Origin of the sequence: Microvirga terrae (genome assembly GCF_013307435.2) — a bacterium.
GTDB classification, from domain to species: Bacteria; Pseudomonadota; Alphaproteobacteria; order Rhizobiales; family Beijerinckiaceae; genus Microvirga; species Microvirga terrae.
The window spans coordinates 4,484,250-4,505,000 of record NZ_CP102845.1 but is presented as its reverse complement, the minus strand read 5'-3'; the positions used below and the strand labels follow the sequence as shown (position 1 = coordinate 4,505,000).

At 65.1% G+C, this 20,751-nt stretch carries 21 protein-coding genes and 1 tRNA gene (1 of these 22 cut by a window edge); 13 read left to right on the top strand and 9 right to left on the bottom strand.

Annotated elements, in window-relative coordinates:
* Both HPT29_RS21185 and HPT29_RS21180 read left to right on the top strand, forming a co-directional pair.
* A tRNA-Met gene (locus tag HPT29_RS21185) sits at positions 1-65 on the top strand (it extends 12 nt beyond the left edge of the window).
* A gap of 552 nt (positions 66-617) precedes the next feature.
* The gene (locus HPT29_RS21180; protein ID WP_259060236.1) at positions 618-1,532 is read left to right on the top strand and encodes a hypothetical protein; all 915 of its coding nucleotides are present in this window, start codon (positions 618-620) and stop codon (positions 1,530-1,532) included.
* A gap of 92 nt (positions 1,533-1,624) precedes the next feature.
* On the opposite strand, the gene HPT29_RS21175 is transcribed toward HPT29_RS21180, so the two are convergent.
* Positions 1,625-2,125 carry a single-stranded DNA-binding protein gene (locus HPT29_RS21175; RefSeq protein WP_285892596.1) on the bottom strand — a complete coding sequence of 167 codons (501 nt, stop codon included), beginning with the start codon at positions 2,123-2,125 and terminating at the stop codon, positions 1,625-1,627.
* Positions 2,126-2,371: 246 nt separating this feature from the next.
* Here HPT29_RS21175 and HPT29_RS21170 point away from each other — a divergent pair, with 246 nt between their 5' ends.
* Positions 2,372-3,178: a class I SAM-dependent methyltransferase gene (locus HPT29_RS21170; protein ID WP_173945588.1), complete on the top strand. Its 807-nt coding sequence runs from the start codon at positions 2,372-2,374 to the stop codon at positions 3,176-3,178.
* A gap of 52 nt (positions 3,179-3,230) precedes the next feature.
* Here the strand turns inward: HPT29_RS21170 and HPT29_RS21165 are convergent, their stop codons facing one another.
* Genes HPT29_RS21165 through HPT29_RS21155 form a run of 3 tightly spaced genes read right to left on the bottom strand, consistent with a single transcriptional unit; the run spans position 3,231 to position 4,570 of the window.
* Positions 3,231-3,506 (bottom strand): hypothetical protein, encoded by a 276-nt coding sequence (locus tag HPT29_RS21165; RefSeq protein ID WP_173945587.1) that lies wholly within the window; start codon positions 3,504-3,506, stop codon positions 3,231-3,233.
* Positions 3,507-3,536: 30 nt separating this feature from the next.
* On the bottom strand, positions 3,537-3,950 hold the full coding sequence (locus HPT29_RS21160) for a hypothetical protein (protein WP_173945586.1): 414 nt from the start codon (positions 3,948-3,950) through the stop codon (positions 3,537-3,539).
* A 5-nt stretch (positions 3,951-3,955) separates the two neighbouring features.
* Positions 3,956-4,570, bottom strand: a complete 615-nt coding sequence (locus tag HPT29_RS21155; protein ID WP_173945585.1) for a hypothetical protein — start codon at positions 4,568-4,570, stop codon at positions 3,956-3,958.
* Between the two features lie 287 nt (positions 4,571-4,857).
* Here HPT29_RS21155 and HPT29_RS21150 point away from each other — a divergent pair, with 287 nt between their 5' ends.
* The 3 genes from HPT29_RS21150 to HPT29_RS21140 all read left to right on the top strand — a co-directional run bounded on the left by HPT29_RS21150 (position 4,858) and on the right by HPT29_RS21140 (position 7,984).
* A complete protein-coding gene (locus HPT29_RS21150; protein WP_173945584.1) occupies positions 4,858-5,154 on the top strand; it encodes a hypothetical protein in 297 nt (98 codons plus the stop codon).
* Positions 5,151-6,986, top strand: coding sequence for an AAA family ATPase (locus HPT29_RS21145; RefSeq protein ID WP_173945583.1), 1,836 nt, complete (start codon positions 5,151-5,153; stop codon positions 6,984-6,986). The genes HPT29_RS21150 and HPT29_RS21145 overlap by 4 nt, the downstream gene beginning before the upstream one ends.
* Positions 6,987-7,051: 65 nt before the next feature.
* Positions 7,052-7,984, top strand: a complete 933-nt coding sequence (locus tag HPT29_RS21140; RefSeq protein WP_259060231.1) for a metallophosphoesterase — start codon at positions 7,052-7,054, stop codon at positions 7,982-7,984.
* Between the two features lie 65 nt (positions 7,985-8,049).
* Here the strand turns inward: HPT29_RS21140 and HPT29_RS21135 are convergent, their stop codons facing one another.
* Positions 8,050-8,700: a hypothetical protein gene (locus HPT29_RS21135; RefSeq protein WP_173945581.1), complete on the bottom strand. Its 651-nt coding sequence runs from the start codon at positions 8,698-8,700 to the stop codon at positions 8,050-8,052.
* A 358-nt stretch (positions 8,701-9,058) separates the two neighbouring features.
* On the opposite strand from HPT29_RS21135, the gene HPT29_RS21130 reads away from it, so the two are divergent.
* From HPT29_RS21130 to HPT29_RS21120, 3 genes are all read left to right on the top strand, one after another.
* Positions 9,059-9,724, top strand: coding sequence for a trna delta -isopentenylpyrophosphate transferase (locus HPT29_RS21130; protein WP_173945580.1), 666 nt, complete (start codon positions 9,059-9,061; stop codon positions 9,722-9,724).
* Between the two features lie 95 nt (positions 9,725-9,819).
* Positions 9,820-12,009 carry an SF1B family DNA helicase RecD2 gene (recD2, locus tag HPT29_RS21125; protein ID WP_173945579.1) on the top strand — a complete coding sequence of 730 codons (2,190 nt, stop codon included), beginning with the start codon at positions 9,820-9,822 and terminating at the stop codon, positions 12,007-12,009.
* 67 nt (positions 12,010-12,076) lie between these two features.
* Positions 12,077-12,238 carry a hypothetical protein gene (locus HPT29_RS21120; protein ID WP_173945578.1) on the top strand — a complete coding sequence of 54 codons (162 nt, stop codon included), beginning with the start codon at positions 12,077-12,079 and terminating at the stop codon, positions 12,236-12,238.
* On the opposite strand, the gene HPT29_RS21115 is transcribed toward HPT29_RS21120, so the two are convergent.
* Complete coding sequence (locus HPT29_RS21115) at positions 12,198-14,063, bottom strand: glycosyltransferase family 2 protein (protein WP_173945577.1); 1,866 nt, start codon at positions 14,061-14,063, stop codon at positions 12,198-12,200. The genes HPT29_RS21120 and HPT29_RS21115 overlap by 41 nt on opposite strands.
* Positions 14,064-14,131: 68 nt before the next feature.
* On the opposite strand from HPT29_RS21115, the gene HPT29_RS21110 reads away from it, so the two are divergent.
* Together HPT29_RS21110 and HPT29_RS21105 are read left to right on the top strand one after the other, a co-directional pair.
* The gene (locus HPT29_RS21110) at positions 14,132-15,010 is read left to right on the top strand and encodes a transporter substrate-binding domain-containing protein (RefSeq protein WP_259060229.1); all 879 of its coding nucleotides are present in this window, start codon (positions 14,132-14,134) and stop codon (positions 15,008-15,010) included.
* A 104-nt stretch (positions 15,011-15,114) separates the two neighbouring features.
* Positions 15,115-16,848, top strand: a complete 1,734-nt coding sequence (locus HPT29_RS21105; protein WP_173945575.1) for a lysine--tRNA ligase — start codon at positions 15,115-15,117, stop codon at positions 16,846-16,848.
* A 7-nt stretch (positions 16,849-16,855) separates the two neighbouring features.
* Here the strand turns inward: HPT29_RS21105 and HPT29_RS21100 are convergent, their stop codons facing one another.
* Positions 16,856-17,488: a S24 family peptidase gene (locus HPT29_RS21100; RefSeq protein ID WP_173945574.1), complete on the bottom strand. Its 633-nt coding sequence runs from the start codon at positions 17,486-17,488 to the stop codon at positions 16,856-16,858.
* A 154-nt stretch (positions 17,489-17,642) separates the two neighbouring features.
* Here HPT29_RS21100 and HPT29_RS21095 point away from each other — a divergent pair, with 154 nt between their 5' ends.
* Positions 17,643-17,987 (top strand): DUF952 domain-containing protein, encoded by a 345-nt coding sequence (locus HPT29_RS21095; RefSeq protein WP_173945573.1) that lies wholly within the window; start codon positions 17,643-17,645, stop codon positions 17,985-17,987.
* The gene (locus HPT29_RS21090; RefSeq protein ID WP_173945572.1) at positions 17,984-19,069 is read left to right on the top strand and encodes a quinone-dependent dihydroorotate dehydrogenase; all 1,086 of its coding nucleotides are present in this window, start codon (positions 17,984-17,986) and stop codon (positions 19,067-19,069) included. The genes HPT29_RS21095 and HPT29_RS21090 overlap by 4 nt, the downstream gene beginning before the upstream one ends.
* A gap of 6 nt (positions 19,070-19,075) precedes the next feature.
* On the opposite strand, the gene HPT29_RS21085 is transcribed toward HPT29_RS21090, so the two are convergent.
* Complete coding sequence (locus HPT29_RS21085; RefSeq protein WP_173945571.1) at positions 19,076-20,419, bottom strand: MATE family efflux transporter; 1,344 nt, start codon at positions 20,417-20,419, stop codon at positions 19,076-19,078.
* A gap of 17 nt (positions 20,420-20,436) precedes the next feature.
* Positions 20,437-20,700, bottom strand: coding sequence for a DUF6460 domain-containing protein (locus HPT29_RS21080; protein ID WP_173945570.1), 264 nt, complete (start codon positions 20,698-20,700; stop codon positions 20,437-20,439).
* Between the last annotated feature and the right edge of the window lie 51 nt (positions 20,701-20,751).

The window sequence follows — 20,751 nt, the reverse complement described above, 5'->3', positions numbered from 1 at the left end:
CAGCCCGGTAGCTCGTCAGGCTCATAACCTGAAGGTCACAGGTTCAAATCCTGTCCCCGCAACCACATCACCGCAAAGCCCCCGGTCAGACATGACACGGGGGCTTCGGCTTGTCTGGAGCCCGCAAAAAGATGTGCCGAAGCTCACGCATGACAAAGCCCTCGCTGCTGCATGCAAGGAGGGCCGGATCGAACAGCGTCGTCGAGGAGCGACCTGAAAGGCCGCCTTTGGCGCGTCAGGCGACCTGCCCGACCGGGTCAAGATCCGCGTTCATTCAGAGGCGCCAAGATGGACCACGACACCGGACCTGCACCCGCCCAATGCAAACCAGATCGGGCAGCTCAACGCCCGTCACGCACGATGTCTCAGCAACCGGCATGGGGTCGCCAATCGGAAAGCCCGTGACAGGGCGGCGCAGACATCGGCCCTGCACCAAGGCTCCATCGGACATACGGGGGCCTGCGTGGGCCGACCGGACACGATGTCTATGGCTCGCCCAACACTGCGGGAGATGCCTGACAGGCATTTCCCGTGACGGTATCGCTTAGCGGCGGGATCCAAAATCAAGACGGGCGGTTGTGCTCAGAGACACCAATCGCGAGCGGTTCTGACGGCCGATGGAGATCGCCTCCGCCTTCCAGATTCTGCCCTCTGATGACGAGGAGCGCCCGGGTGCCTATGCCCGGTTTCCCTATGACCGCGATCTCGTCCGCCGGTTTCGGGAGCATTTCCCTCGGGCGCGGTGGCGGGCCGGGGAGGAGCACTGGTTCGTGCCGGGAACGACGGCCGCGAAGCGGCTGACCACCTGGACGGCGCAGGAGCTGGAGACCCTGGACCGGCATGCCGACGCCAAGGGGCGGGACGCCTTTGTCTTCGAGCCTCTGGAGAGCCCCTATCTGACCGTCGCTGACGATCTGATGGTGCGCACGCCCTATTCGCGCACCATCGTGGAAGCACTGCGGTCGATTCCGTGGGCTCACTGGGATTCCGAGGACAGGGTCTGGCGGGTACCGTTCCGCTCCTACGAGGATTTGAAGCTGCGCTGGCCCGAGATCGAGGAGGCGGCGCGGCGCAACGAGCCTGAGGCCCGCCGGAGGCGCCGCGAGGAGAAGAGGCGAGAAGGCCCGGATGAGGCTGCTCCGCTGCAGGCGGAGCGCCGCCGCAGGCGCTACCCGGTGCCGGTCGACGATCCTCCCCCTTTGGGCTTCCCGCTCTCGACGATCAGCTGGGGGGTTGTCGTGTTCGAGGCGATCGACGTCGATCCCATCGACGATCCTGCCGCGGCCAGGCTTTACGCTCATCTCCAGGGAGATCCGTCCCACTACATTTGGGGTCACTGGCGGATGCCGACCCTTCAGGAGATCTACCGCACACGCCCCGTGCAGGCCGAAGAGGCATCCGAGATCCGCTCCGCGCGGGGATGGTGGTGGTCGAGCCGCGACGAACTGCAGGAGAGGGCGCGGAGGCTCCGGGAGGTGGAGCGGGCTCAGCGCTCGCGGCATCAGACCCGCAAGACCTCAATCGACGCCTGAGGTGGGGCCAAGCGGAGGCCGGCACGAAAAATCCGGGCTGGAGCCCGGATTTCGAACGTTTGGTGGGCAGTGTTCTTTAGAACGGCGAAGCCCTAGAACGGAATGTCGTCGTCGAAGTCGCTGTGCCGGGAGCCGCCGGCCGGCTCGGGCCTGCGCTCCATGGGGGATGATCGTCCGAAGTCGCCGCCGCGGCTGATCTGGCCCGGCTCGTCGTCGCCGAACTCCGACGCCCCGCCGCCGCCGCGGCTGTCCAGGATCGTCAGCTCGCCCCGGAAGCGCTGCAGCACCACCTCGGTGGTGTACTTCTCCTGGCCGCTCTGGTCGGTCCACTTGCGCGTCTGCAGCTGACCCTCAAGATACACCTTCGAGCCCTTCTTCAGGTACTGCTCCGCCACCCGGGCCAAGTTCTCGTTGAAGATCACCACCGAGTGCCACTCGGTCTTCTCCTTGCGCTCGCCCGTGCCCTTGTCCTTCCAGGTCTCCGACGTGGCGATCCGAAGGTTCACCACAGGCTCCCCGTTCGACAGACGCCGAACCTCAGGGTCCCGCCCCAGATTCCCTACCAAAATCACCTTGTTCACGCTTCCAGCCATGATGGCCTCTCCACTTCATCTCTCCTGAACGGCTGGGGCATCGGAAATGCCTCACGTTTTCAGGTCGGTTGCACACTCCTGCCTGACGGGAGGCATCACCGATTGTTCTATATTTGTTCCACGTGAAACACAAGAGGGTGCCGAGAACGGGACCGGCGCAGGGCACCGTTCGAAGCGACCGGAGCTCGGTTGCCGAGAACCGTCGCTGCACGTGTAATGCGGGAATCGAAGCTTCAGGAGCCTGCCTTGACCGATACGATCCTGGATGAAGCGGCCGTTGCCGCAGCGTGGAACCGCAATGCCGATCTCTGGACCCGGGAGGTGCGGGACGGGCTCGATCTGTACCGCGAGCTCTATACGCTGCCTGCCTTCCTCGCCTTCATGCCTCCAATCGCGGGGAGGCGGGTGATCGACCTGGGCTGTGGCGAGGGCTCCAACACGCGCCGCTTCGCGCGGCTCGGCGGGATGATGACCGGGATCGATCTCTCCACCGCGATGATCGAACGGGCCCGGCAGCAGGAGGCCCAGGAGCCTCTCGGGATTTCCTACGAGATCGGATCCTTCGGCGAACTCGCTCCATTCGGGGATGGAGACTTCGACTGTGCCTTGTCCACCATGGCGCTCATGGACGGGCCGGATCTTGGAGCCGCCTTGCGCGCCGCGTTCCGCGTGCTGAAGCCGGGCGGGACCCTGTGCTTCAGCGTTCTGCATCCCTGCTTCATTACGCCCGCGATCAAATGGCTGACCGACGAGACCGGGGCTCCTCTCGGGCTTCGTGTCGGGCACTATTTCGAGAGAATGCCCTTCGTCGAGCACTGGCGGTTCAGCCGGCGGGACGGGAGTGAAGGGCAGGCCGGGCGGGAGCCTTTTACGGTACCGCGGTTTCCGCGAACCCTGTCCGACTACGTCAATGCCGTCATTGACGCGGGCTTTCGCATCGTGAGGGTCGAGGAGCCGCGGCCGGGAGAGGAGCTGGCGCGCAAGCACGATTGGCTGGACCGCTGGTATCGGCACGTGCCGCTCGTCCTGTTCGTCTCGGCCATCAAGGCATGAAAAAAGCGGTGACAGGGTCACCGCTCTCGAGGGCGTTGGGTGCTCAGCCGCGTTACTCGGCGGCTTGGAGGTAGACGACCTTCGACTGCTCGTTTCGGATCTCGCGCAGGGTGCGGGCCATGTAGGCCAGCTGCTCGATCGCCTTGTCGAGATCGAGCTTCGTGCCTTCCTCGAGATCATAGGCCTGGCGTCCCCGGTAGAGCCGGTTGACCTGGCTTTCCATGTCGACGGCAGCCTCACGGATGCGGTGAACGAGATTGTCGGCGATGACATTGGCGTTGTCATCGACGACGCAGAAGCCGACATCGCTTGCGCGGACCTTGGCCATGGGGTGATACCTCTTCTTGTTATTTCGTTTTCAGGCGACGGCCCGCTGTCCATGCTCGGCATAGATGCCGAGCCGGCGAGCCAGGGAATGTTTCGTCACGGGGCCGATCCAGGGCAGCGTCGTGAGAAAGCGCAGCTTGTCGGAACTCGCATTGTATTCGTCGAACAGGCGTTCGCGGTCGTGCCAGACTTTGTCGATCGCCTCGGCCTTGGCGGGATGTCTGAAGCCGAGGCGGGCCGTCGATCCCAGACTCACGGCACGCATGCAGCGCTCGAACGTGCGACGCCCGACGCTCGGCGTCACGCTGGTATGACAGATCGCCTCGATGACGTGCTGCGCAAATTCGTCCGCCGTCTCGGGCGAGGTGATCTGCGCGCCAGAGACATCTCCCCCGAAGGCGTTCGCGCCGTAACGCATGATCTCTTCAAGTCCGAAACTCGGCATTTCTCTCACCGTGTGGTCCAGGCCGCCTGCAGCAGCCGAACGAGCTTTGTTCCCGTCTTGCGAATCCGGCGCTGCGCCCGCCAGGGAAGCTCGGCTTCCCGGACCAGGCTCGGGCGTTCGGAACGCTTGCGCAGGGACTTCAGAAACAGGCGCGCGTCCGTTCGAGGACGCATGCGCCAGACATCATCCGGGCTCTGAAAACCTTGACCGTTCAAGGACTTCTCTGAAGAGCGCGGCTCGATAAAGATGGGGTTCGAGCCCTGCGAATGCAAGGTTTGCGGGATCAACGGGACCGGGTTGGCGCTGCGGTGGGCTGCCCTTGCAGCCTTCGGCCAAGGCGAGATCTCGCAGCGCGCCATCTTGAAGGTGTGCGCCAGCTCAGCACCCGTCGTGACCCCATAGACGGAAGCCGCACAGGAGAAGGCTTCGGAGAAGGGCTGCATGGTACACCAGCTCTTCTCGGCCATGTGCAGCGGCCACGTCCACAAGCCGTCCTCGCGACGCTGCCCGATGCTCTCGCGGTCGATGAAATAGCCGGTCCGCTTGTGCTCCAGGCCGCTCTCGATCACGAGCCATTCCTCGTTCTCGAAGATCGGGCGTTCATCCGTCATGGCGGTCATCGCAGGTTCCTTTGCGGTCAGGCGCGGCTGCCCTAATGGCGTCACATCCACGACGCATACACAGGATGCGAACAAACCAAGAACATACTCTCGGCATCCGCTATGTCAAGCAATGACGCCGTTCTGGGACTGTAATCTTGGAGTAACCGATACTATGTGGAGGGCCTGATGGCAGGATTGAAGAGTTTGCTCCCGATCCCGTTCAAAAAGAGGCGAAGTCGTTGCGGCGAAATACCGCTGACGATAACTGAAGCTCGACCATTCCAACGCGACGGATTCGCAGCCCCATGACCACTCTCTCACGCCTCGAAACGGACCAGCTCCGGCGCCTGGAGGAGATGCGCAAGACCTTCGACAGATTGCGAGCGGAGCGCATCCGGGCGGAGGGCGAGGTCGAGCGTCTGACGCTGGAGCTGGAAGAAGCGCGGGCTCTCGCTCTGTCGGAGTTCGGAACGGACGACGAGGGGCAACTTCAGGGCCTGATCGAGGATGCCCAGGCCCGCAATGCCAAGCTCACCGAGGAGTTCGGCGCTGCCCTGCGCGAGGTCGAAACCCGTCTCAAACAGCTTGGAGACGAGCGTTGATTCCACCGTCCACCGATCATGATCTCGCGCGGGCGGCGGCGGCCCTCGCGCGTCTGGAGGGGCGGCGCGATGCCTTGCGGACGCGGCGCGAGGAGCTGACGCGTGCGATCGAGCTCGCCAAGGGGCGGCTTGCCGTCAAGGACGACGTGGAGGCGTTCATCGAGGCCGTGCACGGCAGCGCCAACCGCCGCAGCCTCTCGGCGTTCGAGACCTTGCTGACGGCCCTCGTTCAGGAGGTGCTGCCGGGCGAGAAGCCAGTGGCCCTGGATCTCTCGACGGAACGCGGCCTCGCCGCGCTCGACATCTGCGTACGCCGTCCCGACGGCACGCTCGAGGACGTGCTGGAGGACAACGGCGGCGCGCTTACCAACGTGATCGGCATGGCGCTGCGTCTGATCGCAGTGGTCAAGGCGGATGTCGCCCGTTTCCTCGCCCTCGATGAGGCCGATTGCTGGATCGCGCCGGAACGAGTCTCCTCCTTCTACAAGGTGCTGGAGGACGGCGCTGCCCGGCTCGGCGTGCAGTGCCTCGCCGTGTCCCACCACGACCTGTCGCAGTTCTCGGGCAAGTTCCACATCGCCCGCATCGTCGGCGAGCCCGCCTTGGGCGTCGACGTGCAGTCGGTTGACACCACAGGGTTGTGGGACGATGCGCAGCCGGGCCTGCGGTTCATCCGGCTCGTCAACGTGCAGGCCTACAAGGACACGACGCTTCATTTGAGCCCCGGTGTGAACGCGCTTATCGGTCCAAACAATCGCGGCAAGTCCACCTTCATCCGTGCCTTGCGCGCCGTGTTCTACGGTGAGGCCCGCGACAGCCTCGTTCGGGCGGGTGCGAAGGCGGCAGGCATCGAGATCGGTGTCGCCGGCAACCGGGTCTTGCGCTTCACGCGCCAGCCCCGCCGCTCGCCGGTCAACATCTGGTCGCTGCATGAGGCCGACGGTTCCGTCGTCGAGGAGCGGGGCATGCGCTACGAGACCGGCGGGCGCAATGTTCCCGACTGGGTCGCCGATCTCATCCGCATCCGCAAGGTGGAGGACCTCGACGTCCACATCGCGCACCAGAAGTTTCCCGTGTTCCTTCTCGGCGAGACGCCCTCCCGCCGCTCGGCCGTTCTCTCGATCGGCCAGGAGGCTGGCTATATCCGCGACATGCTCGTCATCCATCGCGAGCGCTGCCGGCGAGACAACGATCTCGTGCGCAGCGGCGAGCGGGAGCTGATCGGCGTCGAGGAAACGCTTGAAGGGATGGAGGAGATCGATAGTCTCAAGAACCGGCTGTCGGCCATCCGACAGCAGGGAGGCGCCCTCACGGACGCTGCAGCACACCTGCAGCGATTGCAGCAGCGCACGTCGCAGATTGCGGATCTCGATCGCCGACTGGGCAAGGCGAAGGCTCGAGCGACCATCACGGCAATGCTTCCGGACGCCGAGGAACTGACGCGCTTGACGCGCATGGTGGAGCGCTCGCGCGAGCGGGAGCGGCTGGGAGAACGGGTCCTGCAGCTCGGTCACCGCCTCGCTCGGAGCAGGAAGCGGCTGGCCGCGTTGCACGACCTTCCCGACGGCATTCCAGCCCTTGAAAACACCGCGCCGGCGCAAAACATCCTGAAACGTGTCAACGATCTTCGCAGCGCCGCCCGGATCGCGCAGGACCGGCTCGCGAAGGTCGATGAAGGGCTCGTATCCGTCCAGGCCGACATGGCGAAGCTCATCGAGGAGACCGGCGGCCTGTGCCCCACCTGCGGCGCACCGGTGAAGCCGGAGACCCTTTTGGACCATCACGCCCATCCTTCTCATTTAGCCTCGCCGTCGGAGCGGCTGACCGCATGATCCTGTCCGGAGATCGACTTCCCGCTATGACGTGCAACGGCGTCCTTGTCATCGGAGATCCGCACGTGGGCTCGCGGCGGCCGGGGCGGCGCAAGGATGCCGTCTGGCCGCAGGCCGTTCTCGGCAAGCTCGAGCGTTGCGTTGCCATCGCCAACGAGCGCGGGCTTGCGGTCGTCATCCTGGGCGACCTGTTCGATCGTCCCGTCGAGACCGACGAGGCGCTCAAGAACCAGCTCATCCGCGTTCTCAAAGGCTTTCAACATCGACCCATCGTCAATGTGGGCAACCACGATATCCAGCACACGACGCTGACCGACAGCGACTCGCTGGCGCTCCTGGGGCTGTGCGACGTGATCGACGTGGTGGCGTCGTCGTCTCCGGTGACCGAGGTCCAGATCGGCGCGCGGCGGATCGGCATCGGCATGACCCCGTATGGTCAGGCGATTCCCACCGATGCGCGCGGCTCATTCGCGGGCGTCGATCTCCATGCCTGGTTCACGCACCACGACATCGCGTTTGACGGCGGCTATCCGGGAGCGGTGCCGCCCTTCGCGGTCGAGGGCTGCGACGTGCTGATCAACGGGCACATCCACAAGACGCAGAAATCCATTCTCGCCGGACGCACCCGCTGGATGAATCCCGGCACCATCACGCGCCAATCCGTCGATCTCGTCGATCACGTTCCCCGTGCCTGGATCCTGGACGGCAACGGAGCCCTGGAGCCGCAGGCTCTGCCGTTCGAAAGCCATGTGTTCGATCTCACCGGACGCGTGGTCGATGCGGCTGACAGCGACGCCGTGGCCAGGGAGGTCGAGAGTGCCTTTGTCACGCTGCTCCAGGCTGAATCCGCCACGGAGCTGAAGCGCAGCGGCGACGGATCGATCATCCGCGATGAGATCGAGGCGAAGTTCGCATCCGACGACACGTCGGACGCGGTGCGCGCCATCGTGCGCTCGCTTCTGGGCGAAGCGGTCGAGCGCCACGCGGCGCAGTCTTAGAGCATCGGATCAGATCCTTGCCGCGGCGCGTCGTTGAGCGCGGCCCTCCGGGTCCGCGCGAGGCGCTAGAACGCAAACGGATCGGTATAGGGCAGGCGGCGCCGGCGCACCTGGGTTTCCGGCAGGATCGGCCGGCTGATGTCGACGGCCACCAATCCCTCACAGGCGAGCGCCAGAACGGCCGCCACGCCGTCCTGCGTGTTCATCACGGCGCTGGCGCAATCCACCAGCCGCATCGTGCCCATTTCGTCGAGCTGATGCAGGACGCGAACCCGGTCGCCGGCGGTCACGGGGGTGCGCTTGCAGGCCAGGATCAGGCGCATGGTCGTGAAGCGCGGCTCGGCCCGGATGCTGGCCGCGGTCTCGATCACGAAGGCCCGGCCGTCCACCGAGGTGATGCCGTGGATCGCCGCGGCGCGCAGCGGATGCCTGAGGAGGTCGTCGTCGGTCACCACATCGACCAGATAGGCGGCGCCATCCTTCACGATCTCGAAATCCGCCACGTGCTCGATGGTTTCATCCCCGACGGCGAACGTGGCCGGATCGGCCGGTGCGCGCAAGGATTCCACCTCGGCATCGAGCTCGCACAGCGCCAGGTAATCGGCGATCAGGGCATTGCGCGTGAGCGGGGCGGACGGGCGCTTGGCGGCTCGGCGGGTTCCCGGGCGCCGGGCGGGGCGTCGGTCCGAAAGGTCGAGGAGCGCTTGCGCGGACATCAGGGCCTCCAGCTTGGTGGGTCGAAGGGTGGGGCGGACCGGCCAGCGCTCACCGTCCAGCCTGCTCCGGAAAAGAGAACATATATAGAACAATGTCGTTTCGGTCAAACGCGCGGCCGTGTTCGAGAAGGCTCGTGCCGATCGCAGGACAATGGCCGCGCTCGGCCGGATTGGGACAAAATAGCACAGGGACTAAGTTATTGATTTGACCAGCGTAATTGGCCCGTTCGGGAGGCCCGGAGGTGGACCGGACGGCCCAAATTTGGTATAGAACAAAGAACGAACGCGCCTGCCGTGACAAGGCTGCGACAAGAGCGCGTCTCCGATGTGCGGGCCTCTGAGAGAGTTAGGATCGAGGATGAATACGACAGACAAGAAAATTTCCGAGGTGCTGGCGAAATTCGGCGAACCGATGGCCGGAAACGTCTGGCGCGTCCAGGGGACGGCTGTGGTCTATCACAAGACCCTCGAGCGGATCGCCGCCCAGGCCAAGGTCGTCTTCGACGAGCCCAAGATCATCCGTGCCGAGCGCGACGAGGCCGTGATCCAGGTGACCGGCCGCATGGGCGATCGCGTGGAATGGTCGATCGGCGAGGCGCTGATCGGCGTCAACTATCGCGTCTCCGGCAAGCAGGCGGCTTACGTCTATGCCATGGCCGAGAAGCGTGCGAAGGACCGGGTGATCCTCAAGCTCATCGAGCTGCACGGCTACGTCTACTCCGAGGAGGAGGCGGACGAGTTCAAGCAGGGCCGCCCCGGCTATGCCGATCCCCATGTGGAAGTCGAGAAGTCCGAGCCGCAGAAGGGCAAGGCCGAAGCAGCGGTCGCCGACGGCAAGGTCGAGGACGATCTGAAGGCGAAGATCAAGAAGGCCAAGACCATCAATGCGGTCACGGACCTGATGCTCCACGCCGACACGCAGAAGACCCTCGCGGATCTGCCGGAAGGCATCCGCGACGAGATCCGCGACTTCGCCAAGGCGCGTCTCGTGGAGCTCGGATGGCCGACCAAGAAGGCAGCCTAACTTTCGCTGCGATCATGGACGAGATGGTTTGACGATCATCTCGTCCATTTTTTCTTTTCGCGCTCGCGTCCCGGCGCTTCTGGTCTTTCTGATCGATGCCGAAATCCTCCGCCCTCCCTGCGGCCAGTCAGGACGCTCTCACCCTCACCGAACATCTCGTCGGCTCCATCGAGCGGGTGACGTTCCACAACGACGAGAGCGGCTTCTGCGTGCTGCGCGTCAAGGCGCGAGGGCACCGCAAGCCGGTCGCCGTGGTCGGCCACGCGCCGTCGGTCGCCATCGGCGAAGTGGTCGAGGCGAGCGGGGAGTGGCTGCACGATCGCAACCATGGGGTTCAGTTTCGCGCCGCCGAATTGAGGACCACAGCGCCGACCACGGCGGAAGACCTGCAGCGCTTTCTCGGATCCGGCCTCCTGAAAGGGGTCGGCCCAGCCGTGGCGCAGCGGCTCATCGCTTCCTTTGGATCGCGCATCCTCGACGTGATCGAAAAGAAGCCCCACGAGCTGACGCGCGTGCATGGCATCGGCATGGCGAAGGCGCTCGGCATCGGCGAGGCCTGGGCCGAGCATCGCGCGTTAAAGGACATCGCGGCCTTCCTGAACGCCCACGGCATCGGGGGCTTTCTGCTCGCGCGCATCTATCGCGCCTATGGAGTCGGGGCCATCGACATCATCAAGGCCAACCCGTACCGGCTCGCCCTCGATCTCCCGGGTTTCGAGTTCTCCCTGGCCGATCAGGTCGCCATGCGGCTCGCCTTCGAGCCCACTGCCGATATCCGCCTGCAGGCGGGACTCGCCACCGTTCTGTCGGACGCCGTGAAAGAGGGACATTCCGGATTGTCGGTCGACGAAATCCTGCGGCAGGCGAGCGCTCTGCTCACCGTTCCGACGGACCGGCTGTTGCCCGTGCTCGATGCGCAATGCGCGGCCGGCCAGCTCGTCGCCGACGAACTCGACGGACCCCGTAGCATCTTTCTCAAGAGCCTGTACGGGGCCGAGCTCTTCATCGCCCAGCGCCTGAAGGAGGTCGCTCAAGGGTTCCATCCCTGGCGCGGACTCGATCCCGCGCAGGTGATCGCCGAGACCGAGGCTGCCACGGGCGTCTCCTACTCGGCCAGTCAGCGCGAGGCGCTGATTGCCTCCTGCGAGGCCAAGGTGCTCGTCGTCACCGGCGGCCCGGGCGTGGGCAAGACCACGCTCATCCGGAGCCTCACGCATCTGTGCGCGAAGCATCAGCTGCAGGTCGCTCTTTGCGCTCCGACCGGCCGGGCGGCCAAGCGGCTCGCCGAGAGCACGGGCTTTTCCGCCAAGACCGTGCACCGGCTTCTCGAAGCCTCCGAGGGCGGGTTCCGACGCAACGCCAAGGCGCCGCTCGACTGCAATCTCCTCGTCGTCGACGAGGCGTCCATGCTCGATATCCGGCTCATGGCGGCTCTGTTGCGCGCCCTGCCGGACGAGGCCTGCCTGCTCCTCGTGGGTGACGTGGATCAGCTCCCCTCCATCGGGCCCGGACAGATCCTCTCCGACATCATCGACTCCGGGACCGTTCCGGTCGTTCACCTGCGGGAAGTGTTCCGCCAGGAGCGCGAAAGCCGCATCATCACGGTTGCGCACGCCATCAATCGCGGAATCGTGCCGGACCTTTCGCATCAGCCGGACTCGGATCTCTATTTCGTCGAAGCCGACACGCCTGCCGATGCCATCGCCAAGATGACGATCCTCATGCGCGATCGCATCCCGAGGAAATTCGGCCTCGATCCCGTGCGCGACGTGCAGGTCCTCTGCCCCATGAATCGTGGGCGGCTCGGCACCCACATGCTGAACGGCGAATTGCAGCAGATCTTCAATCCGCCGGGAACAGAGAGCCTGCACCGGGCCGGCTGGGTCTATGGTCCCGGCGACAAGGTCATGCAGGTGAGGAACGACTACGAGCGGGACGTTTACAACGGGGAGGTCGGCATCGTGCGCGAGGTCGATCGGGACCACGGCGAACTCACCGTCGCCTTCGACGACAGGCTCGTGGTCTATACGCTCCGGGAGCTCGACGAACTGGCGCTTGCCTATGCGGTGACGATCCACAAGGCGCAGGGGTCCGAGTATCCGGCGGTGATCATTCCCGTGGCGTCGCAGCAGGCCTCCATGCTGCGACGCAAGCTGCTTTATACCGGAGTGACACGCGCCAGCCGCCTCGTCGTCATGGTGGGAAGTCGGGCCGCCCTGGCGCAGGCCGTCACCCACGAGGACGAGCCGCGGCTGTCCAGATTGCGGAACTGGTTGGAGGCCTGATCTCTTTTACCAGGGCGTAGAGCGCTCTATACTCGCTCCCCAGCAGCCGCCGATGAGGGATGTGAGCGTGGGTCCTGGACAAGTCGAACATCAGGAGAGGAGGGTCCGGACCGGGCTTCTGGCCGGAGCGGTCCTGTGCCTGGTCGCGTCGGGCGGCCTCCTGTGGTGGCGCTATGGCGGCGCCATCTTCAACGATCTCGTGTCGACGACCCTCGCCTGGTGCCTTTAGAGCCACCCGTTCGTGATGTCCGGGCGAGCCCGTGGCTCGTCTTGTTCCAGCGGAAGGTCGCGGTTGCGAGTTCCCATAAGCTCCTCCAGGCGGCGAGGCTGACAAGCCCGTAATAGAGCGGGAGCAGCGGTACCCATGGCAGAAGCCGCCAGAGTTTTCGCCTATGGAGGGCGACGCAGGCCGGGATGAAGGTGGCTGCGGCCCCGGAGACGAAGAGCGTCAGACCATAGGCATGCTCGGCAGCCTCCCAGCGCGAGGCGAGGGGCTCGGCAGGGGGCGAAAGCCACAAGGTCAGGAAAAGTCCGGTGAAGATGGGATAGACTAAGGCGCTGAGCACGATGCCCCAGGTCACGACCAAGGTGCCGAACATGCGCCAGAGGCCGAGCTGCCGTAGTAAGCTCCACGGTTTGCGCGAATGACCGGCTGCGGTTTGAACGAAGCCTTTCATCCACCGGGTTCGCTGCCGCATCCAGGTTCCGAGGGTGCTGGGCGCCTCCTCGAGGGTCGAGGAGGGGAGATCCATGACCTCGTAGCCCAGCCGCGCCAGGCGGATGCCGAGATCGGCATCCTCGGTGACGTTCCAGGCGTCCCAACCATGGATCGTCTGCAGGATTTCGGTGCGGAAATGATTCGAGGTGCCACCCAGGGGAATGGGATTTCCGATCTCTGCCAAGCCCGGATTGAACACGTCGAACAGGACCGCGTACTCGATGGTGAACAGCCGCGTGAGCCAGGAATCGTCCGTGTTGTCGATGGTCAGCCGGGCCTGGAGGCAGGCGACGTGCGGCGGCAGATCCGCAAACCGGGCGACGGCCAGGCGCAACTGGCCGGGATCCGGCACGTCCTCGGCATCGTAGATGACCGTGAAGCGGCCCCGCGCCAGGGGCAGGCCGACGTTGAGCGCCCGCGGCTTGGTGCGCGGCTCGCCTCCGGGTGCCACGATGATCTCCACGTTGCCCGGCAGGTCGATGGCCTGCAGAGCATTCCACGTGTCCCTGTCGTCGGTTTCGAGCACGAGCTTGATGTCGAGCTTCGTCGCAGGGTAATCGAGCCGGGACAGGGCGTGGAGGAGTCCGGCGACCACCCGCTTCTCCCGGTAGAGGGGCGCGATGATCGTATAGACCGGCAGGTCGGCATCTCGGGCACGGGATGGCTGCTCCTCCGACTCGACGGGGCTCCTCAGAATGGCCGCCGAGAGCCGGAGGACGATCATGCCGAGGAACAGGGGGCTCAGGATGGTGCCGAGCACCGCTGCGGCGGACCCCGGCGCCAGCGTGCCGCCGAACACGAGTGCCGCAACGATAGTGAACAGGACGGTGATCTGCCCATAACCGAGACCGGTCGCGAGATCGGGAGACTCCTCGGCGAGGTCGCTGGCGGCCCGCTGAGCGATCCCGCGGGCCTGAACGCGAAAGACGGCCTCCCGCAGCCGCGACGGCGTCGTGACGGCCAAGGCGCGATCACGGGGGCGCGTCTTGAGGAGCCAGGCCAGTGAGGGGCCACGGGGCGCCATGACGAACCCGGCTTGGCTCTCGTTCAGGGGAGCGAGGCCCGCCAGAATGCTCTCCGGGTACCCGGCGGCTCGCGACAGACGGGGGGATGACAGAAACGGCAGGCCGAGTTCTGCCGCGAGCGCCCGGTAGAACTCCGTCTCTTCGACCAGCCCGTGCCTCAGCAGAAACTCGTCCGCCGGAACTCCTGTGAGACGGGCCAGGACGGCTGCCTGACGCAACGTTTCCGGCGGCTGCCCGTGATGAGCCAGGAAGCCGATCTCGATGGGCAGCGCTGTTGACTGTGGGCCTCTCTCCGCTAGACCCTGCCTCATGAGCAAAGGACGCTTCCGGAAGGCGTTCGGATCGGATGCGGGGCAGCGTGCAAGAGAACATCGTCCACATGGTTCGGAATATCATTACATTCGTTGCGTGCCTCCTAGGCAAGATCAAGCTGCCGAGTTTGCTTTTCCCAATGGCGGCCCTGACGGCGATGCCGTGCCTCGCGCAGGCCCAGGGCGTGAACATTCCGAACTTCTGGGATCCCAAGACTCAGCTCGAGCGACCCGACCTGCCGGCGACCCGCACGATCCGTTTTCTGGTGGACGATGATTTTCCGCCGCTGCATTTTCCGGGACCGGACGGCAACCCGACCGGATTGTCCGTGGAGCTCGCGCGCGCGGCCTGCGAACGCCTGAGCCTCACCTGCACGATCCAGGTCCGCCGGTTCGACATGCTGCTCGGGGCTCTGAACGAGCGGCAAGGCGATGTGGTCGCCGCCGCCATTCCCGTCACGGCGGATCTCCGCGGTCGCTTCGCCGTCACGGCGCCGTACTTCAAGATCCCGGCGCGCTTTGCCGTGCGCAAGGATCGCAGCCAGCCGGTACCCGAGGCGAAGACCCTTCAGGGCAAAACCATCGGGGTCGTCGGCGGAACGGCTCATGAGGCCTTCGCCAAGGCTTTCATGAAGGGCGGCTCGCTCAAACCCTATCCGGAGTTGGCGGCTGCCCACACTGCCCTTAAGGCAGGCGAGATCGACTATCTTTTTGCCGATGGTCTCGGCCTTGCTCTCTGGATCGGAGGCGAGGAAGCGGGCGGGTGCTGTGACTTCTCCGGAGGTCCCTACCTGGAGAGCCGTTTCTTCGGCGAAGGGATCGGCTTCATCACCCGGACCGAGGACGACAATCTGCGCCGGGCCCTGGATTTCGCCCTGCAGCAATTGTGGAAGGAAGGGAAATATGCGGAGCTTTATCTGCGCTTCTTCCCGATCAGCCCGTTCTAAAGCCTTGTGGGTTCAGCCGAAGGCGGGTTTACCGCATTGACCCCTGCGGGTCTCCTCCCTAGTGTGCCGCGCTTCTGGACGCATTTTCCGCAAGCACTAGGCCCATGTCTCACCCCCTGACCCTCGATCCTGCCCTGACCGAAGCCGCTCAGACCGCCACCGCTTGGCCTTTCGAGGAGGCGCGCAAGCTCGTCGAGCGGCTCAAACGGACGGGCAAGAAGGAGGCTCTGTTCGAGACGGGCTACGGCCCCTCGGGCCTGCCGCACATTGGAACCTTCGGCGAGGTCGCCCGCACCAGCATGGTGCGCCACGCCTTCCGGGTGCTGACCGGGGACACCATCCCGACGCGCCTCGTCGCCTTCTCGGACGACATGGACGGCCTGCGCAAGGTGCCGGACAACATCCCCAACAAGGACCTCGTGGCCTCGGCGCTCGGCAAGCCGCTGACGCAGGTGCCGGACCCCTTCGGCACCCATGAGAGCTTCGCGCATCACAACAATGCGCGCCTGCGTGAATTCCTCGATGCGTTCGGCTTTGACTACGAGTTCATGTCGGCGACCGAGTGCTACAAGGCCGGCCGCTTCGACAAGACCCTGCTGACCGTGCTCGAGCGCTATGACGCCGTGATGGCGATCATGCTGCCCTCGCTGCGCGAGGAGCGGCAGCAATCGTATTCACCGTTCCTGCCGGTTCATCCGAAAACCGGCATCGTCATGCAGGTGCCGATCGACGAGCGCAGGCTCGATGCCGGCACCATCGTGTGGCGCGATCCCGACACGGGCGAGCGCTTCGAGACCCCGGTGACGGGCGGCCATGCCAAGCTGCAATGGAAGCCCGATTGGGCCATGCGCTGGGTGGCGCTCGGCGTCGATTACGAGATGGCCGGCAAGGACCTGATCGACAGCGTGAAGCTCTCCGGCGAGATCGCCAAGGCCCTCGGCGGCCTGCCGCCGGACGGGTTCAACTACGAGCTCTTCCTGGACGACAAGGGCCAGAAGATCTCCAAGTCGAAGGGCAACGGGCTCACCATCGACGAGTGGCTCACCTACGGCACGCCGGACAGCCTGCGGCTGTTCATGTTCAACAAGCCCCGCGAAGCGAAGAAGCTCTATTTCGACGTGATCCCGCGGCAGGTGGACGACTACCTGACCTTCCTGGAGAAGTATCCGGCGCAGGACGCCAAGGCGCGCCTGATGAACCCGGTCTGGCATCTTCATGCGGGCTCGCCGCCGGCTCCCGAACTGGTGTCGTCCGGCGGGGGCAGCCAGCCCGGCACGACGATCTCGTTCTCCATGCTGCTCAACCTGGTGGCGGTGGCGAATTCCGAGGATCCCGCCGTCCTGTGGGGCTTCATCCGACGCTATGCGCCGGGCGTCTCGCCGGAGACCCATCCGCGCCTCGACAGCCTGGTCAAGCGTGCGGTTCGCTATTTCGAGGACTTCGTGAAGCCCCAGAAGGCTTATCGCCTCGCGGACGACGTAGAGGCAGCCTCCCTGCGGCGTCTGGAGGAGGTGCTCGGCTCCTTCGAGTCCGGAGAGCGTCCGGCGACCGCCGAAGCGATCCAGGAGGAGATCTACAACGTGGGCCGGGCCGAGCCGCGCTATCAGGACCTCAAGGCCAAGGGCGCGACGCCCGAGCGTCCGGGCGTGTCCATCGAATGGTTCAACACGATCTACCAGGTGCTGCTGGGCGAGCCCCGCGGCCCGCGCTTCGGCTCCTTCGTGGCTCTCTACGGCGTGAAGGAGACGCGGGCGCTGATCCAGAAGGCGCTCGACGGCAACCTCGTGCGCGAGCACGAAGCCTTCCTGAAGGAGCGCGAGGCCGGCCGCGCCGCCTGAGCGCCTGCTATTGCCGGGCCCACATGATCCGGGCCGACCAGGAGACCTCTTCGGCGGGGATCACCTGGTCTTCCTGGTCCTTCGCAAGAGACGTCATCTCCAGGGTCTTGGCCGAGCGGCGCTTGAGCTCCTTGGCCAGGATCGCCCCGGAGGTCGTGCACACGACGACCCGGTCGCCCTTGCGGGTGCTGGCCGTCGGCGACACGATGAGAACGTCCCCGTCGCGATAGAGCGGAGCCAGGGCGTCACCCGTGACCTCGAGCGCGAAGACCTTTTCCTGCCCGAAATCGGGAAACTCGATCTCGTCCCAGCCCGGGCCTTCGTTGGGCATGCCCTCGTCGTTGAACACCTTGCCGGTGACCGCTTCTTCCATGCCGATCAGCGGGATCATGGAACGGCGCAGCGAGCCCGAAGGCTCGACGAGGCGGAGGAAATCCTCCAGGGTCGCGCCTGTGGCTTTCAGGATTTTCGAGATCGACTCCGTGGAAGGCCATCGTTCCCGGCCCTCGGGACTCACGCGCTTCGACTTGTTGAAGCTGGTCGCGTCGAGACCGGCCTTGCGAGCCAGTCCTGAAGCGGTCATGCCATGACGTGATGCCAATGCATCGATAGCAGCCCAGACGCGCTCGTGAGATAACATTGTACTAACCTTCGCAAGGAGCGAAATCAGTGAAAGCGAACCTATAACTAGGAATTAAATGTGACCGAAAACTTAGACAACTGCCAGCAGTCTATTGAGACAATATGTCTAATTTGGGTTGCTCCTGATGTGACGTGCGGATACTCAAGACTTCATGACCATTATTTTTAAAATTTGCCCTGCTTTGCTTTGGCGGGAGGCCGAAAAGGCCGGATCCTTCGAAGGGGCGCCTGTCGATATCCAAGATGGGTACATCCATTTTTCAACAGCAAATCAGGCCTATGAAACTGCGAAAAGGCACTTTGCCGGGCAGAACGATCTACTGCTGATCGCCGTCGAGGCCGATTCGCTGGGCGAGGCTCTCCGTTATGAGCCTTCCCGGGGAGGGGACCTGTTTCCGCACCTCTATGCCGCGCTGCCCCTCTCCGCCGTCCGATGGGTGAAGCCGTTACCCCTCGGCCAGGATGGCCGGCATGTCTTTCCGGATCTTTCGCAATGATCGGCACGCTCTTTTCCCTGGCCAGACCCGCTCTCCACGCCCTGGACGCCGAGACGGCGCATCAGCTGACGATCCGGGGACTGTCGCTGTTGCCTGCCTCACCGGCTCCTGCCGACGATTCACGTCTCGCCGTCGATGTGTTCGGCCGGCATTTTCCCAATCCGGTCGGGCTTGCGGCCGGCTTCGACAAGCAATGCGAAGTGCCCGACCAGCTCCTCGGCCTCGGCTTCGGGTTCGTCGAACTCGGCGGTGTGGTGCCGAAGCCGCAGGAGGGCAACCCGCGGCCGCGGGTTTTCCGACTGACCCGCGACGAAGCCGTCATCAACCGGTTCGGCCTCAACAGCGATGGGCTCGATGCGGCCCGCGGGCGGCTCGCCAGCCGGCGTGGGCGCCCGGGGATCGTCGGCGTCAATATCGGGGCCAACAAGGATTCCGCCGACCGGATCGCCGATTATGTCCTGTGCATCGAGCGTCTCTGCGGGCTGGCCGATTTTCTGACGATCAACGTCTCCTCGCCGAACACCCCGGGCCTGCGAGATCTGCAGGGCGAGGCGTTCCTGGACGATCTTCTGGCCCGCAGCATGGACGCCCGCGACAGGGCGGATCAGGGCCGCCGCAAGACGACCATTCTGCTGAAAATCGCCCCCGATATTTCTCTCGACACGCTCGACGCGATCGTCGCCACCGCGCTCAAGCGCGGCATCGACGGACTGACCGTCTCCAACACCACGGTTGCCCGGCCCGACAGCCTGCAGGACAAGGCGCTCGCCTCGGAGACGGGCGGCCTGTCGGGCAAGCCCTTGTTCGTGCCGTCCACGAAGATCCTCGCCGAGACGTATCTGCGCGTGGAGCGCAGGCTTCCGCTCATCGGCGTCGGCGGGGTCGACTCCGCCGATGCAGCCTGGGCCAAGATCCGCGCGGGAGCGAGCCTGATGCAGCTCTACTCGGCCATGGTGTACAAGGGGCCCGGTCTCATCGGCGACATCAAGCGGGGGCTGCTGCAGACCCTTGAACGTGAGAAGACGTCGCTGGCTCTGGCTCTCGGACGGGATGCATCGGCGATCGCACAAGGCCGCATCTAGGACGTCCTATGTTCGAGACAGGCTGGCGAAGGTCTTCTTCGCCAGCCGCGGATAGAGAACGAACTGACCGAGCCCTCGCGCGCTCAGGAACGCCAGGAGAGCGATCCAGAGCGCCGTGTTCCCGAGGCTGCCCGCAGCCAGAAGAATGACCCCGTAGATCGCGAACGCGATCACCATCAGGTCGCGCATGGACCGGGTCCAGGTCGCGCCCGTGTAGATGCCGTCGAACGCGAAGGCGGCGGCGCCGAAGAGCGGGGTCAGGGCGGCAAAAACCAGATAATCCCGCGCGTAGGAGCGCACGTCCGGATTCGTCGACACGAAGTCGATGAAGAACCCGCCGCCGGCCAGGAAGATCCCCGAGACGGCAAGGCCGAAGCCGAGGCTCCATCCGAGGCTCAACCGGATGGCGCGCCGGAAGCTGACCTCGTCGCGGGCACCGATGCTCTGGCCGCACAGGGTCTCGGCCGCGGTGGCGAACCCGTCGAGGAAATAGCCGCCGATCAGGAACATGTTGTAGAGCACCGCATTCGCCGCGAGCGTGACGTCGCCCGAGCGCGCTCCGAGCGCGCTGAAGATCGAGAATGCGAGGATCAGAGCCACGTTGCGGATCATGATGTCCCGGTTCATGGCGAGCGTCTGCAGCATCGCCGCACGGTTCAGGACCTCGTGCCATGTGACGGCGAGCGGGTTGGAGCCGAGACGGCGCAGGACCACGACGCCGAGGCCCGCACCCAGCACCTCGGCCAGCGCGGTGCCGACGGCCGCGCCCGCGATGCCGAGACCGAAGCCGAGGACCAGGGTCATGGTGAACACGATGTTGGCGACATTGATCGCGACCTGCAGCAGCAGGCCGAGATCCGTCCGGCCGCGCCCCAGGGTCGATCCGAGGATCACGTAGTTCGCCAGGGTGAATGGTGCGGACCAGATCCGGATGAAGAAGTAGGTCGAGAGGGCCTCGGTCACGGCCTGGCTCGCGCCCGCCATGGAAAAGGCGACGGACGCGATCGGCCATTGCAGCAGGATCAGCAGGAGGCCCGTCACCCCGGCGACCAGGAAGGCCCGGGCGAGCGTCAGGTCGACCTCGTGCCGGTTGCCGGCGCCGGTCGCCTGGGCGGTCAGACCCGCCGTCGCCATGCGCAGCGAACCGAAGCTCCAGAACACGAAGTCGAAGATCACGGCGCCGAGCGCCACCGCTCCGAGCAGATGCGCCTCGCCGAGGCGCCCGATCACCGTCGCGTCGACGAGCCCCAGCAGAGGCGTCGTCACGTGCGACAGGGTCATCGGCAGCGCGAGCGCCAGGATGCGGCGATGGGAGATGTCCAGGCGCCGGGCGGGCGCTGATCCGTCCATGATGGGCCTCGGAAACCTCAGCGCCGGCTGCTGAACAGGCGCGAAATGAGCCAGAGCGGCACGACGATGATCGCCCCGTAGAGGACCCAGAGGCCCACCTCTTCCACCGTCCCGAGGCTCAGGTCGAGGACGGAGCTGATCCAGTTGAACAGGCCCTCGATCAGCCCGAAGGGCGTGATGTCGAGGAACGCCAGGAAGGCGCCGACCAGAAGAGACAGGAAGATCAGCTTCACCAGCACGGAGCCGGGGGAGCCGCCGAGAAAGCGGTTCAGGTTGGACATGTCCTCATCTCGTCAGAAAGCGTAACTGGACCTGGTGCGTTGCGTGTGCTT